Here is a 15,127-nt window from a genome sequence, read left to right as displayed (position 1 = left end):
GGATGGCGAACTCTCTGGCGAAACCACCGTCCAAGCGTTCAGTTTGCGCCTGCCCAGAAAGCCTTTGACTAATGGAGCTTCCAGAGATGAACGACATGGCCCACCTGGTCCCCGCCGCATTGCCCGACAGCATTTTCCGCGCCTATGACATACGTGGTGTGGTCGGCAAGACCCTTCACGCCGAAACCGCCTACTGGATCGGCCGTGCCATCGGCGCGCAAAGCCTGGCCCAGGGCGAACCGCAGGTATCGGTAGGGCGCGATGGCCGCCTGTCGGGCCCGATGCTGGTGGAACAACTGATCAAAGGCCTGGTCGATGCGGGCTGCCATGTCAGCGACGTCGGCCTGGTGCCCACCCCGGCACTGTACTACGCCGCCAACGTGCTGGCCGGCAAGTCTGGTGTGATGCTGACCGGCAGCCACAACCCGTCGGACTACAACGGTTTCAAGATCGTCATCGCCGGTGACACCCTGGCCAACGAACAGATCCAGGCCCTGCTGACCCGCCTGAAAACCAACGACCTGACGCTGGCCCCGGGCCGCGTGGAAAAGGTCGAGATCCTCGACCGCTACTTCCAGCAGATCGTCGGTGACGTAGAGCTGGCGAAAAAGCTCAAGGTGGTGGTGGACTGCGGCAACGGCGCCGCCGGCGTGATTGCACCGCAACTGATCGAAGCCCTGGGCTGCGAAGTGATCCCGCTGTTCTGCGAGGTCGACGGCAACTTCCCCAATCACCACCCGGACCCGGGCAAGCCAGAGAACCTCGAAGACCTGATCGCCAAGGTCAAGGAAACCGGTGCCGACATCGGCCTGGCATTCGACGGTGACGGCGACCGCGTCGGCGTGGTGACCAACACCGGCAGCATCGTCTACCCCGACCGCCTGCTGATGCTGTTTGCCCAGGACGTGCTGGCGCGCAACCCGGGCGCCGAGATCATCTTCGACGTCAAGTGCACCCGCCGCCTGACCCCGCTGATCGAACAGCACGGTGGCCGCGCCTTGATGTGGAAAACCGGCCATTCGCTGATCAAGAAGAAGATGAAGCAGACCGGTTCGCTGCTGGCAGGCGAGATGAGCGGTCACATCTTCATCAAGGAACGCTGGTATGGTTTTGACGACGGCATCTACAGCGCCGCGCGCCTGCTGGAGATCCTCAGCAAGACCGAGCAGAGCGCCGAAAACCTGTTCGCCGCCTTCCCGAACGATATTTCCACGCCGGAAATCAATATTGATGTGACCGACGAGGGTAAATTCAGCATCATTGATGCACTGCAACGCGACGCCGACTGGGGCGAAGCCAGCCTGACCACCATCGACGGTGTGCGGGTCGACTACGCCAATGGTTGGGGCCTGGTTCGCGCCTCCAACACCACCCCGGTGCTGGTGCTGCGTTTCGAGGCCGACAGCGACGCCGAATTGCAACGTATCAAGGATGTTTTCCGCACCCAGTTGCTGCGGGTAGAGCCTGAGCTGCAACTGCCGTTCTGACCGACTATCTGTTCCTTACAGGAGCCCTGCATGACCCTCGATCGCGATGCCGCTTCCCATGTAGCCGAGGTATTGTCCGAAGCACTGCCTTACATCCGCCGCTTTGTCGGCAAGACCCTGGTGATCAAGTACGGCGGCAACGCGATGGAGAGCGAGGAGCTCAAGACGGGCTTCGCCCGTGACATCGTGCTGATGAAGGCTGTGGGCATCAACCCGGTGGTGGTCCACGGCGGTGGCCCGCAGATCGGTGACCTGCTCAAGCGCCTGTCGATCGAAAGCCACTTCATCGACGGCATGCGCGTCACCGATTCGGCGACCATGGACGTTGTCGAGATGGTGCTGGGCGGCCAGGTCAACAAGGACATCGTCAACCTGATCAACCGCCACGGCGGCAGCGCCATCGGCCTGACCGGCAAGGACGCGGAGCTGATTCGCGCCCGCAAGCTGACTGTCAGCCGCCAGACGCCTGAGATGACCACTCCGGAAATCATCGACATCGGCCACGTGGGCGAAGTGGTAAGCGTGAACACCGACCTGCTGAGCATGCTGGTGAAGGGCGATTTCATTCCGGTGATCGCGCCGATCGGCGTGGGCGCCAACGGTGAGTCGTACAACATCAACGCCGACCTGGTGGCGGGCAAGGTGGCCGAGGCGCTGCAAGCCGAGAAGCTGATGCTGCTGACCAACATCGCCGGCCTGATGGACAAGCAGGGCCAGGTGCTGACTGGCCTGACCACCGAGCAGGTCAACGAACTGATCGCTGACGGCACCATCTATGGCGGCATGCTGCCGAAGATCAAGTGCGCGCTGGATGCGGTGCAGGGCGGCGTGAACAGCTCGCACATCATCGATGGCCGCGTGCCGAATGCGGTGCTGCTGGAGATTTTCACCGACAGCGGTGTGGGCACCCTGATTACCAATCGCAAGCCGCGCTGATTGATCGGTTAGCCTGCACTGGCCTCTTCGCGGGTAAACCCGCTCCTACAAAGGGAATCGCCGACCTCGAGTCTGGCGCTGCCCCATGTAGGAGCGGGTTTACCCGCGAAAGGGCCAGATCAGGCGGCACAAAAAAAGGCGACCCTCTGAAGAAGGTCGCCTTTTTCATTCCTGGGCCAGGATCAGATCCCGTACTGCGCCCGGTAGGCCTCGACAGCCGGCAGGTGCTGCTTCAACTGTGGATCGTCAGCCAGGAACTCCAGCACCTGGGTCAGCGAAACAATGCTGACCACCGGGATACCGAAGTCGCGTTCCACTTCCTGGATCGCCGACAGTTCGCCATTGCCGCGCTCTTCACGGTTCAGCGCGATCAGTACACCAGCGGCCTTGGCCTGCTGGGCGTTGATGATCTGCATGACCTCACGAATGGCGGTACCGGCAGTAATCACGTCGTCGATGATCAGCACGTCACCGGCCAGCGGCGCGCCGACCAGGCTGCCACCTTCACCATGGTCCTTGGCTTCCTTGCGGTTGAAGCACCATGGCACGTCCAGCTGATGCTGGTCGGCAAGGGCCACGGCGGTAGTCGCCGCCAAAGGGATACCCTTGTAGGCCGGGCCGAACAGCACATCGAACGGGATCTTGCTGTCGACGATGGCGGCGGCGTAGCAACGCCCCAGCTCAGCCAGTGCGGAGCCGGTGTTGAACAAGCCGGCATTGAAGAAATACGGGCTGGTACGCCCCGATTTCAGGGTGAATTCACCGAAACGCAGTACCCCGCGATCGATGGCAAAACGGATAAAGTCGCGCTGATACGGCTGCATGAATAGTCCCGGACACCACGGATTTAGCTAAATGGGTTGAGCTCGGGTATCATACACGCACGAGATTTTTGGGGCCATTTATGCGGATCATCAGTGTGAACGTAAATGGCATTCAGGCTGCGGCCGAGCGTGGTTTGCTCAGCTGGCTGCAAGCCCAGAATGCCGACGTCATCTGCCTTCAGGATACCCGCGCCTCGGCCTTTGAACTCGACGACCCAGCTTTCCAGCTCGATGGCTATTTCCTTTATGCCTGCGACGCGGAAGTGCCTGCCCAAGGTGGTGTGGCCCTTTACTCGCGCATGCAGCCCAAGGCAGTCATCACCGGCCTGGGCTTCGAGACAGCCGACCGCTACGGGCGTTACCTGCAAGCAGATTTCGACAAAGTCAGTATTGCCAGCCTGCTGCTGCCTTCGGGCATGAACGGCGACGAAGACTTGAACCAGAAATTCAAGTTGATGGACGACTTCGCCAAGTACCTGGACAAGCAGCGTCGCAAGCGTCGCGAATACATCTATTGCGGCTCGTTCTACGTGGCGCAGCAGAAGCTCGACATCAAGAACTGGCGTGACAGCCAGCAGTCGCCGGGCTTCCTGGCGCCAGAACGCGCCTGGATGGATGCGATCACTGGCGAAATGGGGTATGTCGATGCCTTGCGCGAAGTAAGCCGTGAAGGCGACCAGTACAGCTGGTGGCCGGACAACGAGCAGGCCGAGATGCTCAACCTGGGGTATCGGTTCGACTACCAGATCCTCACCCCGGGCCTGCGCCGCTTCGTGCGCAACGCCCGCCTGCCGCGTCAGCCACGCTTCTCCCAGCATGCGCCGCTGATCGTCGACTATGACTGGACGCTGACCATCTAAAAGGCCATTGGGGCTGCATTGCAGCCCCAATGGTTATTTGATCGGCCGCCAGATCATCGGGTAGCGATAAGGCTTGCCCTCATTCGCCCGCACCGCCGCAATGATGATCAGGATCATCACGGCCACTGCGAGCATGGCAAACAGCACCAGCCCGATGACCACGAACATCAGCAGGAAGCAGATGAGCCCGGCAATGGTCACGCTGATCTGAAAGTTCAGCGCCTCTTTGCCCTGGGCGTCGATAAAAGGGTCTTGCTCGCGCTTGAGGTGCCATAGCACCAGCGGGCCCATCAGGTGGCCAAGCGGCACTACCAGGCCCAGAAGCGCGGAGAGGTGGCAGAGCATCGCCCATTGCCGCACTTCGGCATTGGGCGGGGTGACCGACAGGTTCGAATCGCTCATGCCCCGCACCTCCTGGGCTGGCTTCAGTCAGCCAGTGCCGCCTGCTGCAGCTCGAAAATCTCGTCCATGCCCTTCTGCGCCAGAGCGAGCATGGCGTTGAAATCTTCCGGCTGGAACGGTGCACCTTCGGCAGTACCCTGCACTTCGATGAAGCCACCGGCGCTGGTCATGACCACATTCAGGTCGGTTTCGGCTGCGGAGTCTTCCAGGTAGTCGAGGTCCAGCACCGCTTCGCCCTGGTACATGCCGACAGATACGGCTGCGATCATGTGCTTGAGCGGGTTGCCGCCCTTGAGGCCGCCGCGCTTCTTGATCACTGCCAAAGCGTCGCACAAGGCGACCATGGCGCCGGTAATGGACGCGGTGCGGGTACCGCCATCGGCCTGGATCACGTCGCAATCGACGTACAGGGTGATGTCACCGAGCTTGCTCATGTCCAGCGCGGCGCGCAGCGAACGGCCGATCAGGCGCTGGATTTCCAGGGTGCGGCCGCCCTGCTTGCCACGGCTGGCTTCGCGCTGGTTACGTTCACCGGTGGAGCGCGGCAGCATGCCGTACTCGGCGGTCAGCCAGCCTTGGCCCTGGCCTTTGAGGAAGCGCGGTACACCGTTTTCAACGCTGACCGTGCAGATGACTTTGGTGTCACCGAACTCGACCAGTACCGACCCTTCGGCGTGCTTGGTGTAGTTGCGGGTGATGCGGATCGAGCGGAGCTGATCGGCAACGCGACCACTTGGACGTTTCATCTGGGATACCTGTACTGGGACTTTGAATCTGCCGAGCATTATAGAGCCCGTAGCCCAGGGAAGACATGCCTATTGTCGCGCCCGGCACAGCCCGTCGCCTTTTCCTACCCCAGTAGCCACCCGTCGGTAACATAGGTGGATTGGGCGCCACGGCGACACTGCGCTACAATCCTGCGCCTTGCAGCCGAGAGGCTCCCACCGTTCATTCATCTACGCGAGGTACTCCCCATGGTGCACAGCATGACCGCTTTTGCTCGTGTCGAGCGCGCCGGCAGCCAAGGCACCCTGGTCTGGGAGCTGCGCTCGGTCAACCACCGTTACCTGGAGCCGCATTTGCGCCTGCCTGAGGCCCTGCGCGACCTCGAAGGCGGCGTACGTGAAGGCCTGCGCCAGGGCCTGTCACGCGGCAAGGTGGAATGCACCTTGCGCCTCAACGAAGACAGCAACGGCAAACCGCTGAAAGTGGACCATGAGCGCGCCGCGCAATTGGTTGCCGCCGCCGAGGAAGTGGCCGGCCTGATCAAGCAGCCGGCCCCCCTGAACCCGCTCGAAGTGCTGTCATGGCCAGGCGTACTGGTGGCCGACACCAGCGACCCACAGGCACTGAATGCCGAAGCCATGGCGCTGTTCGACGAAGCGCTGGCCGAACTCAAGGCCGGGCGCCAGCGCGAAGGCCTGGAGCTGGCCCGGCTGATCAACGAACGCCTGGACAACATGGCCAGCGAAGTCACTACCCTGCGCGCCCTGGTGCCGCAGATGCTGGCGGCGCAGCGGCAGAAGATTCTCGACCGCTTCGGCGACATGCAAGCCGAGCTCGACCCGCAGCGCCTGGAGCAGGAGATGGTCCTGCTGGCCCAGAAAAGCGACGTGGCAGAGGAACTCGACCGCCTCAGCACCCACGTCACCGAAGTACGCCGGGTGCTCAAGGGTGGCGGTGCCGCTGGCCGGCGCCTGGACTTCCTGATGCAGGAACTCAACCGCGAGGCCAATACCCTCGGCTCCAAGGCCTTCGACCCACGCAGCACGCAAGCGGCGGTCAACCTGAAGGTATTGATCGAACAGATGCGTGAACAAGTACAGAACATCGAGTAAGGCCACCCCGACCATGAACCACAGCAGCGGCACCCTCTACATCGTTTCGGCCCCTTCGGGCGCCGGCAAGACCAGCCTGGTCACCGCCCTGACCAAGGACGACCAGCAGATCCGCGTCTCGGTCTCGCACACCACCCGCGCCATGCGCCCGGGCGAGCAGCACGGGGTGAACTATCACTTCGTCGTCCACGAGGAATTCAAGGCGCTGATCGCGCAAGGTGACTTTCTGGAGCATGCCGAAGTGTTCGGCAACTTCTACGGTACTTCGCGCAGCGCGCTGCAGCAGACCCTGGACCAGGGCTACGACCTGATCCTGGAAATCGACTGGCAAGGTGCCCAGCAAGTGCGCAAGCTGATGCCACAGGCGCTGTCGGTGTTCATCCTGCCGCCAAGCCAGGAGGCGCTTCGCCAGCGCCTGGACGGACGCGGGCAGGACAGCGAAGAGATCATCGCCGGGCGCATGAAGGAAGCGGTCAGCGAGATGGTGCACTACGACGAGTATGACTACGTGATCATCAACAATGATTTCGACGTGGCGCTGGAAGATTTGAAAGCAGTGTTCCGCTCGAATCGGCTGCTGCTGAAGAAGCAACAGCAGCGCCATGCGGCGCTGCTGGAGCAAATGATCGGCTAAAGATCGATGGGGCTGCATTGCAGCCCTTCGCGGGCACGCCCGCTCCCACGGGTTAATCACTGCCTTGAGGCTTGTGCCGTACCTGTGGGAGCGGGCGTGCCCGCGAAGGGCCGCAAAGCGGCCCCAATGATTTATTCCTGCAGAGGCAAGGTAGCCTGCTGGCGCAGGGTAGCCCCGAGGAAGTACGCCGGCGCACGCATGCGCGACAGGATCATCAGCCCGATACCCAGCACCGAGATGATCGCAGCAATCACGAACACCAGCCCCACCCCACCCACATGCGAGCCGCTGCCGAAGTCCGGAGAGGCACTGTCGATGGCGGTACGCACGAAGATCACCGACAAGATCACCCCGCCCACCAGCGGGCACAGGCCGCGCATGATGAAGTGGCGCAGGCTGTCGAACAGGCTGTCGCGGAAATACCAGACGCAGGCAAACGCGGTCAGCGAATAGTAGAAGCAGATCATCATGCCCAGTGCAGTGATGGTATCTGCCAGTACGTTCTCGCTCAGCGTACGCATGGTCACGTAGAACAGGCCTGCGGCCACGCCGGCGCAGATGGTGGCATAGCGTGGCGTTTGCGAGCGCGGGCAGACGCTGGCGAACTTCTGTGGTACCGCACCGTAATAACCCATGGCCAACAAGGTGCGCGCCGGCGCCACGAAGGTGGACTGCAGCGACGCCGCCGTACTGGCCAGCACGGCGATGGACATCAGGATCGCCAGCGGCCCCATGACCGGGCCGGCCAGGTGGGCAAAGACGTTCTCCTGGATGCGCGGGTTGTTCAGGCCCAGGCCCGTTTCGCTGATACCGGCAAACTGCAGGGTGGCGATGGCGGTGAACAGGTACAGGCCGAGGATCAACATCACTGTCCAGGTGGCGGCCTTGCCCGGCACCTCTTCACTGCCCACCGACTCTTCACTGACGGTCAGGCATGTGTCCCAGCCCCAGAAGATGAAGATCGACAGTGACAGGCCAGCGGCAAAGGCCGAGAACGACTCGACACCGAACGGGTTGAACCAGGCGAAATCGAACGCCAGCGGTGGAGGCGCGGTCGTGCCGCCGAAAGCGGCGAAAGCAAAGCCGACCAACACCAGCAACTGCAGTGCCACCAAGCCGTACTGCACAGTCATGGTGGTGGCGATACCCCGACAACAGATCCACACTGCCAGGCCAATGAACACGCAACAGGTAATGATGTTGATCAACAGGTTGTCGGCCAATGCTGCCAATTCGTGCTTGCCGGTGATCTGCCCAAGGAACAGGTAGAAGAAGTCCACCGCGACCCCTGCCAGGTTCGACAACACGATCGTGGTGGCAACCACCAGTCCCCAGCCGCCGATCCAGCCGATCATCGGGCCGAATGCACGCGCCGACCAGGTAAACGAAGTACCGCTGTCCGGCTCCGCCGAGTTCAGCTCGCGATAGCCCAGGGCCACCAGCAGCATCGGCAGGAAGCCTACGATGAACACGGCAGGCAGGTGGGCACCCACCTCACGCACGGTAGGGCCAAGGGCGCCGGTCAGGGTATAGACCGGGGCGATGGTGGAAATGCCCAGCACCACGCTGGCCAACAGGCCCAAGCGGCCCTTGGCCAGGCCTTTGCTGCGCTGAGTGTTGCCCGCGTCGGCCGCCACATCGGGTGGGCGACCGGCTTCTGTGTAATTGCTCATGAGTATTTGCCGTAGATTTTGGAATTGTTTTCACAAGCCTTGAGTGCAAGGCTCGCTTTCACTCATTGAAATTTTGCTATCGGGGACGAGTCATCCGAGACCTTCGGCTGACGTCAGAATCATTCCTGCCGTAAGCCCTCCCGTACTGCGTAGGCAATGCAGGCCTCGCGAAACGCCTGAAACAGACGCAGCGAGACCGGGTTTTCGTTGAAGCGCCATTCCGGATGCCACTGCACGCCGAGCACAAAGCCCGGCGCCGCCGGCATGGACACCGCCTCGATCAGGCCATCCGGGGCCCGCGCCTCAACGCGCAGGCCAGGGGCCAGACGGTCGATGCCCTGACTGTGCAGCGAATTGACCTCGAACTGCGCCGCCAGGCCCAAGCGCTCGAACAACCCGCCAGGCTCGATACTGACCGAGTGGCGAGGGCTGTATTGCACCTCCAGGGGGGCGTCCTCAGGTTCGCGGTGGTCAAGGTAGCCAGGCAGTTCCTGCACACGCTGGTGCAGGCTGCCGCCAAGGGCTACGTTCAGTTCCTGGTAGCCACGGCAGATGCAGAATACGGGCACACCGGCGGCAATGGCTGCCTGCAGCAGCGGCAGGGTCAGGCGATCACGCGCCAGATCATGCCGGGTACCCGACACACTGGGGGCGCCATTGTAATGATGCGGCTCGATATTTGAAGGCGAGCCGGTAAAAACAATGCCGTGCAGGCTGGCCAGCAGCGCATGCGAGTCGCTGCCACCATCACGGGCCGGCAAGATCAGCGGCAAGCCGGCAAAGCCGGCCGCCTCGACATATTTGTCGCCGACCGTGTGCGATGAGTTCTTCCCTACCTGCTGGCGGCAGGCGCTGACACCGATCAAAGGGACCGCATTTGCGCTCATGGGCTTACACCGTGTGCAGGTACCAGTTGTACTCGAGGTCGGAAATCGACACTTCGAACTCGGCCAGTTCGCTTTCCTTGCAGGCCACGAAGATATCGATGTAGTCCGGGCTGATGTATTGGTTGAGGACTTCGCTGTCATCCAGCGCGCGCAGGGCATCGCGCAGATTGTTCGGCAGGCTTTGCTCCAACTGTTCGTAGGAGTTGCCTTCGATCGGCGCCTCGGGCTCGACCTTGTTGGTCAGGCCGTGGTGAACCCCGGCAAGAATCGCTGCGAGCATCAGATACGGGTTGGCATCGGCGCCAGCTACACGGTGTTCAAGGCGCACATTGTCGCTGCTGTCGGTGGGCACACGTACGGCCACGGTGCGGTTGTCCAGCCCCCAGCTCGGCGCATTGGGCACATAGAACTGCGCACCGAAGCGGCGGTACGAGTTGATGTTAGGGCAAAGGAAGGCCATCGACGCCGGCATGGTTTCCAGCACGCCACCGATGGCGTGGCGCAGCGTATCGCTTTGCAGCGGATCGTCACTGGCGAAGATGTTCTTGCCGGTTTTCTTGTCCAGCAATGAAATGTGCACATGCAGGCCGTTGCCTGCCTGGCCCGGGTAGGGCTTGGCCATGAAGGTGGTGTCCATTTCATGGTCGTAGGCGATGTTCTTGATCAGGCGCTTGAGCAGGATCGCATAGTCGCAGGCCTTCAGCGGATCGGCCACATGGTGCAAGTTGACCTCGAACTGCGCTGGTGCGCTTTCCTTGACGATGGCGTCGGCGGGCAGGCCCTGTTCCTTGGCCGCTTCGAGCATGTCCTGCAAGCAGTCGGCGTACTCGTCGAGGTCATCGATCAGGTACACCTGGGTCGAATGCGGGCGCTTGCCGGAAATCGGCGAGCGCGGTGGCTGCGGGCGACCGTTGAGGTTGTCCTGGTCGATCAGGTAGAACTCCAGCTCGAACGCGGCGCAGATAGTCAGGCCCAGTTCGTCGAACTTGCTCACCACCTGACGCAACACTTCACGCGGGTCGGCGAAGAACGGCTGGCCATCCAGTTCGTGCATGGTCATCAGCAGCTGGGCGGTGGGGCGCTTCTGCCACGGCTCGTCCGACAACGTGCCGGGGATCGGGAAGCAGATGCGGTCGGCGTCGCCGATGTCCAGGCCAAGGCCGGTGCTTTCGACAGTGGAACCGTTGATATCAAGGGCGAACAGCGATGCGGGCAGGTTGATGCCCTTCTCGTACACCTTGTGCAGGCTGGCCCGCTCGATGCGCTTGCCACGCACCACGCCGTTCATGTCGGAGATCAGCAGGTCTACGTACTGCGTGTCCGGATGGGCCTGGAGGAAGTCATTCATCTCGCTGGAAGAACTGGCGCACGGGGTTACCGACGTCATGGTGTACATCCTTTGATGTGCTGCGGCGATGTGGGATACGGCTGGCGCCTCACGGGCGACGATGGTTGCAGCTGTTGTTGTTTTCACTTTCCCATCGTGGGGACTGGTTACCCGACCGGGCGCATTGATTCCGGGGGGCCGTTTCACTATAAAATGGCTCAGACGCAACAGACATTGGCAATTTGGCAAGCAGAGCGTGCATCAATGCAATATCAGATTACCCACGCCGACCTCTCTCTGGTCCTGGCACTGGAACGTGGCCGCTCGCTGGCCAAAGCCGCCGAACTGCTCAAAGTCGACGTTTCGACCGTGTTCCGCTCGATCCGCCGATTGGAGTCGGCGCTGGGCACCGCCTTGTTCGTCAAGAGCCGAAAGGGCTATCTGCCGACTGACACCGCCCAGGCCTTGGCAGAGCAGGCCGAACGTGCCGAGCAGGCGCTGGAAGCGGCGCGCATTGCCATGACCAGTGGCGAGCAGGTGGTCAGCGGCACGGTGCGCCTGACCTGCACCGAGGCGGTGATGCACAGCCTGTTGCTGCCGGCACTGGCCGAGTTCATGCCCAACTACCCGGCCTTGTCGCTGGAAATGGGTACCTCCAACACCTTCGCCAACCTCAGCCGGCGCGACGCCGACATTGCCCTGCGCCTGACCAACACGCCACCGGAGCACCTGGTGGGCCGCAACCTGGGCTCTACCTCCTATGTACTCTGCGGTCAGCCACAGTGGCGCGAGCGCCTGAGCGAGTCGCCTGCCAGCGTGCCATGGATCGCACCTGACGACTCGATGCAGGACCACCCTACGGTGGTCTGGCGCAACCAGCAGCACCCGGGCCTGAGCCCGCGCTACCAGTGCAGCAGCATGTCGACCATTGCCCAGTTGGTCACGGCCGGCCTGGGCGTGGCAGCACTGCCAGACTACATGGTGCATGCGCTGCCCGGGGTGGATGCACTGAGCGGCCCCCTGCCCGGCTGCGACACCCAGTTGTGGCTGCTGACCCGGCCGGATTGTCGGGCGTTGCGCTCGGTGCAGACCTTGTTCGAAGAGCTGACCCCGCGGTTGCGTGACGCGATGCTCTGAGGTTATCGTCGGGACAAAGCGTCGAGGGTGTCTGTTGCGACCCTTTCGCGGGTAAACCCGCTCCTACGAGGTAAGTGGTACCTGTAGGAGCGGGTTTACCCGCGAAGAAGCCGACGCGGGCCTGAAGGTACCACCCGGCAAAACAGCGCTTCCCTATTGGCTGGTGAATTTTTATACTATCGAGTCCGCCTGCCCACTAATGGGCTGCACGCCCACCGCAATTGCTACTGAGGAAGACCATGGCCCGCGTAACTGTTGAAGACTGCCTGGAACACGTGGATAACCGCTTTGAGCTGGTCATGCTCTCGACCAAGCGCGCTCGCCAGCTGGCGACCGGCGGCAAAGAGCCACGCGTTGCGTGGGAAAACGACAAGCCAACCGTTGTTGCCCTGCGTGAAATTGCCGAAGGCATCGTCACCAACGAGTTCATCGCCGCTGAAGAGATCGTCACCGAGGATCCGGTGTTCGCCGCGTTCGAGGACGAGAACAACGAGGCTGTCTGATTGATGCCAGGTCGACGTCGTACGGCGCAAGGCCCTCTTCCTCGGCAGGAGGTGAACCCATGCCGGGTATAGAAGCCTTGGCCGAACGGCTTTCGACCTATCTTGGCCCCGAACAGGTCAACCTGGTCCGGCGTGCCTATTTCTATGCCGAACAGGCCCACGATGGGCAACGCCGCCGCAGCGGCGAGCCCTACGTGACCCACCCGCTGGCCGTGGCCAGCATCCTCGCCGACATGCACATGGACCATCAGAGCCTGATGGCGGCCATGTTGCACGATGTGATCGAAGACACCGGCATCGCCAAGGAAGCCCTCAGCCAGCAGTTTGGCGAGACCGTGGCCGAACTGGTCGATGGGGTCAGCAAGCTGACCCAGATGAATTTCGAGACCAAGGCCGAGGCGCAGGCGGAAAACTTCCAGAAAATGGCCATGGCCATGGCCCGCGATATCCGCGTGATCCTGGTCAAGCTGGCGGACCGCCTGCACAACATGCGCACACTGGAAGTGCTGTCTGGCGAAAAACGCCGGCGCATCGCCAAGGAAACCCTCGAAATCTACGCCCCCATCGCCAACCGCCTGGGGATGCACAATGTGCGGGTGGAGTTCGAAGACCTTGGCTTCAAGGCCATGCACCCGATGCGCTCGTCGCTGATTTACCGTGCAGTGAAGAGCGCACGCGGCAACCGCAAAGAGATCGTCGCCAAGATCGAGCACTCGCTGGCCAACTGCCTGGCCGCCGACGGCATCGAGGGCGAGGTCAGCGGTCGGCAGAAACACCTCTATGGCATCTACAAGAAGATGCGCGGCAAGCGCCGTGCCTTCAACGAGATCATGGACGTGTATGCCTTCCGCATCATCGTCGACAAGGTGGATACCTGCTACCGCGTGCTCGGCGCCGTGCACAACCTCTACAAGCCGCTGCCCGGGCGCTTCAAGGATTACATCGCGATCCCCAAGGCCAACGGCTACCAGTCGTTGCACACTACCCTGTTCGGCATGCACGGCGTGCCCATCGAAATCCAGATCCGCACCCGCGAAATGGAAGAGATGGCCAACAACGGCATCGCTGCACACTGGCTGTACAAGTCCAACGACGACGAGCAGCCCAAGGGCAGCCACGCGCGTGCCCGCCAGTGGGTCAAGGGCATCCTCGAACTGCAGCAACGTGCCGGCAACTCGCTGGAATTCATCGAGAGCGTGAAGATCGACCTGTTCCCGGACGAGGTCTACGTATTCACCCCCAAAGGCCGGATCATGGAGTTGCCCAAAGGCTCCACGGCCGTCGATTTCGCCTATGCGGTGCACACCGACGTTGGTAACAGCTGTATCGCGTGCCGCATCAACCGCCGCCTGGCGCCACTGTCCGAACCGCTACAAAGCGGCTCGACAGTAGAAATCGTCAGCGCCCCGGGCGCTCGGCCAAACCCGGCCTGGCTCAACTTTGTGGTCTCCGGCAAGGCGCGCACGAATATCCGCCACGCGCTCAAGCAACAGCGCCGCTCGGAGTCCATCAGCCTGGGCGAGCGCCTGCTGAACAAGGTGCTCACAGGCTTCGACAGCAGCCTGGAGAAAATCCCTCAGGAACGCGTCCAGTCTATTCTCGCCGAATACCGCCTGGAGCTGATAGAAGACCTGCTCGAAGACATCGGCCTGGGCAACCGCATGGCCTACGTGGTCGCGCGCCGCCTGCTGTCGGCCGAAGGCGAACAGCTGCCGGCGCCAGAAGGCCCGCTGGCGATCCGCGGTACCGAAGGCCTGGTGCTGAGCTACGCCAAGTGCTGCACGCCGATCCCGGGTGACCCGATTGTCGGCCACCTGTCGGCCGGCAAGGGCATGGTCGTGCACCTGGAGAACTGCCGCAACATCAGTGAAATCCGCCACAACCCCGAAAAGTGCGTGCAGCTCTCCTGGGCCAAGGACATCACTGGCGAGTTCAATGTCGAACTGCGTGTTGAACTGGAACACCAGCGCGGGCTGATCGCCCTGCTGGCCAGCAGCGTCAACGCCGCCGACGGCAACATCGAAAAGATCAGCATGGACGAACGCGACGGCCGTATCAGCGTGGTCCAACTGGTGGTCAGCGTGCACGACCGCGTGCACCTGGCGCGTGTGATCAAGAAGCTGCGTACCCTGACCGGTGTGGTCCGCATCACCCGCATGCGTACGTAGTCCGCCAACCGCAAGGAGTCATCATGAGCAAAACCGTCATCAACAGCGACAAGGCCCCTGCCGCCATCGGCACCTACTCGCAGGCGATCAAGGCCGGCAACACCGTGTACATGTCGGGCCAAATCCCTCTGGACCCGAAGACCATGGAACTGGTCGAAGGCTTCGAAGCCCAGACCGTGCAGGTGTTCGAGAACCTCAAGGCCGTGGCTGAAGCCGCTGGCGGTTCGTTCAAGGACATCGTGAAACTGAACATCTTCCTCACCGACCTGAGCCACTTCGCCAAGGTAAACGAGGTGATGGGCCGCTACTTCGAACAGCCCTACCCAGCCCGCGCTGCCATCGGCGTTGCCGCGCTGCCGAAAGGCTCTCAGGTCGAAATGGACGCCATCCTGGTCATCGAATGATGCCCGGGTGACGGGCCCTGCCCGTCACCCTTCTTACTCCGCAAGGT

At 62.1% G+C, this 15,127-nt stretch carries 14 protein-coding genes and 1 pseudogene; 9 read left to right on the top strand and 6 right to left on the bottom strand.

Going from position 1 to position 15,127, the window contains the following annotated elements; all coding sequences use genetic code 11:
• Nucleotides 1-119 precede the first annotated feature (119 nt).
• Both ACF8RA_RS13735 and argB read left to right on the top strand, forming a co-directional pair.
• Nucleotides 120-1,487, top strand: a pseudogene (locus ACF8RA_RS13735) (phosphomannomutase/phosphoglucomutase); the annotation flags it as partial.
• A 30-nt stretch (nucleotides 1,488-1,517) separates the two neighbouring features.
• On the top strand, nucleotides 1,518-2,423 hold the full coding sequence (argB, locus tag ACF8RA_RS13730; protein ID WP_176682881.1) for an acetylglutamate kinase: 906 nt from the start codon (nucleotides 1,518-1,520) through the stop codon (nucleotides 2,421-2,423).
• Between the two features lie 182 nt (nucleotides 2,424-2,605).
• Here the strand turns inward: argB and pyrE are convergent, their stop codons facing one another.
• Complete coding sequence (gene pyrE / locus ACF8RA_RS13725; protein ID WP_003253405.1) at nucleotides 2,606-3,247, bottom strand: orotate phosphoribosyltransferase; 642 nt, start codon at nucleotides 3,245-3,247, stop codon at nucleotides 2,606-2,608.
• 80 nt (nucleotides 3,248-3,327) lie between these two features.
• Here pyrE and ACF8RA_RS13720 point away from each other — a divergent pair, with 80 nt between their 5' ends.
• On the top strand, nucleotides 3,328-4,107 hold the full coding sequence (locus tag ACF8RA_RS13720) for an exodeoxyribonuclease III (protein ID WP_003253401.1): 780 nt from the start codon (nucleotides 3,328-3,330) through the stop codon (nucleotides 4,105-4,107).
• A gap of 33 nt (nucleotides 4,108-4,140) precedes the next feature.
• On the opposite strand, the gene ACF8RA_RS13715 is transcribed toward ACF8RA_RS13720, so the two are convergent.
• Both ACF8RA_RS13715 and rph read right to left on the bottom strand, forming a co-directional pair.
• The gene (locus ACF8RA_RS13715) at nucleotides 4,141-4,509 is read right to left on the bottom strand and encodes a DUF4870 domain-containing protein (protein ID WP_392519249.1); all 369 of its coding nucleotides are present in this window, start codon (nucleotides 4,507-4,509) and stop codon (nucleotides 4,141-4,143) included.
• A gap of 23 nt (nucleotides 4,510-4,532) precedes the next feature.
• Nucleotides 4,533-5,255, bottom strand: coding sequence for a ribonuclease PH (rph, locus tag ACF8RA_RS13710; RefSeq protein WP_021785246.1), 723 nt, complete (start codon nucleotides 5,253-5,255; stop codon nucleotides 4,533-4,535).
• Between the two features lie 228 nt (nucleotides 5,256-5,483).
• Between rph and ACF8RA_RS13705 the strand changes: the two genes are divergently transcribed.
• Nucleotides 5,484-6,347 carry a YicC/YloC family endoribonuclease gene (locus ACF8RA_RS13705; protein ID WP_176682884.1) on the top strand — a complete coding sequence of 288 codons (864 nt, stop codon included), beginning with the start codon at nucleotides 5,484-5,486 and terminating at the stop codon, nucleotides 6,345-6,347.
• A gap of 13 nt (nucleotides 6,348-6,360) precedes the next feature.
• Nucleotides 6,361-6,981 carry a guanylate kinase gene (gene gmk / locus ACF8RA_RS13700; RefSeq protein ID WP_209969144.1) on the top strand — a complete coding sequence of 207 codons (621 nt, stop codon included), beginning with the start codon at nucleotides 6,361-6,363 and terminating at the stop codon, nucleotides 6,979-6,981.
• A gap of 131 nt (nucleotides 6,982-7,112) precedes the next feature.
• Here gmk and ACF8RA_RS13695 read toward each other — a convergent pair whose 3' ends face one another.
• The 3 genes from ACF8RA_RS13695 to ACF8RA_RS13685 form a co-directional block, all read right to left on the bottom strand.
• Nucleotides 7,113-8,654 (bottom strand): APC family permease, encoded by a 1,542-nt coding sequence (locus ACF8RA_RS13695; protein ID WP_392461489.1) that lies wholly within the window; start codon nucleotides 8,652-8,654, stop codon nucleotides 7,113-7,115.
• A 119-nt stretch (nucleotides 8,655-8,773) separates the two neighbouring features.
• On the bottom strand, nucleotides 8,774-9,541 hold the full coding sequence (locus tag ACF8RA_RS13690) for a gamma-glutamyl-gamma-aminobutyrate hydrolase family protein (protein ID WP_176682887.1): 768 nt from the start codon (nucleotides 9,539-9,541) through the stop codon (nucleotides 8,774-8,776).
• A gap of 4 nt (nucleotides 9,542-9,545) precedes the next feature.
• Nucleotides 9,546-10,928: a glutamine synthetase family protein gene (locus tag ACF8RA_RS13685; protein WP_176682888.1), complete on the bottom strand. Its 1,383-nt coding sequence runs from the start codon at nucleotides 10,926-10,928 to the stop codon at nucleotides 9,546-9,548.
• Nucleotides 10,929-11,132: 204 nt separating this feature from the next.
• On the opposite strand from ACF8RA_RS13685, the gene ACF8RA_RS13680 reads away from it, so the two are divergent.
• The 4 genes from ACF8RA_RS13680 to ACF8RA_RS13665 all read left to right on the top strand — a co-directional run bounded on the left by ACF8RA_RS13680 (nucleotide 11,133) and on the right by ACF8RA_RS13665 (nucleotide 15,080).
• Nucleotides 11,133-12,005 (top strand): LysR family transcriptional regulator, encoded by an 873-nt coding sequence (locus tag ACF8RA_RS13680; protein ID WP_176682889.1) that lies wholly within the window; start codon nucleotides 11,133-11,135, stop codon nucleotides 12,003-12,005.
• A gap of 239 nt (nucleotides 12,006-12,244) precedes the next feature.
• Entirely contained in the window at nucleotides 12,245-12,508 is a 264-nt protein-coding gene (gene rpoZ, locus ACF8RA_RS13675; protein ID WP_003253383.1) for a DNA-directed RNA polymerase subunit omega, read from the top strand.
• 59 nt (nucleotides 12,509-12,567) lie between these two features.
• A complete protein-coding gene (spoT, locus tag ACF8RA_RS13670; RefSeq protein ID WP_176682890.1) occupies nucleotides 12,568-14,676 on the top strand; it encodes a bifunctional GTP diphosphokinase/guanosine-3',5'-bis pyrophosphate 3'-pyrophosphohydrolase in 2,109 nt (702 codons plus the stop codon).
• A 23-nt stretch (nucleotides 14,677-14,699) separates the two neighbouring features.
• Nucleotides 14,700-15,080: a RidA family protein gene (locus ACF8RA_RS13665; RefSeq protein WP_003253379.1), complete on the top strand. Its 381-nt coding sequence runs from the start codon at nucleotides 14,700-14,702 to the stop codon at nucleotides 15,078-15,080.
• Nucleotides 15,081-15,127: the final 47 nt, after the last annotated feature.

This window comes from Pseudomonas sp. FYR_5 (assembly GCF_043106315.1).
Classification (GTDB): Bacteria; Pseudomonadota; Gammaproteobacteria; order Pseudomonadales; family Pseudomonadaceae; genus Aquipseudomonas; species Aquipseudomonas putida_Y.
The sequence above is the reverse complement of the archived record's forward strand: the minus strand, read 5'-3'. Positions and strand labels throughout refer to the sequence as shown.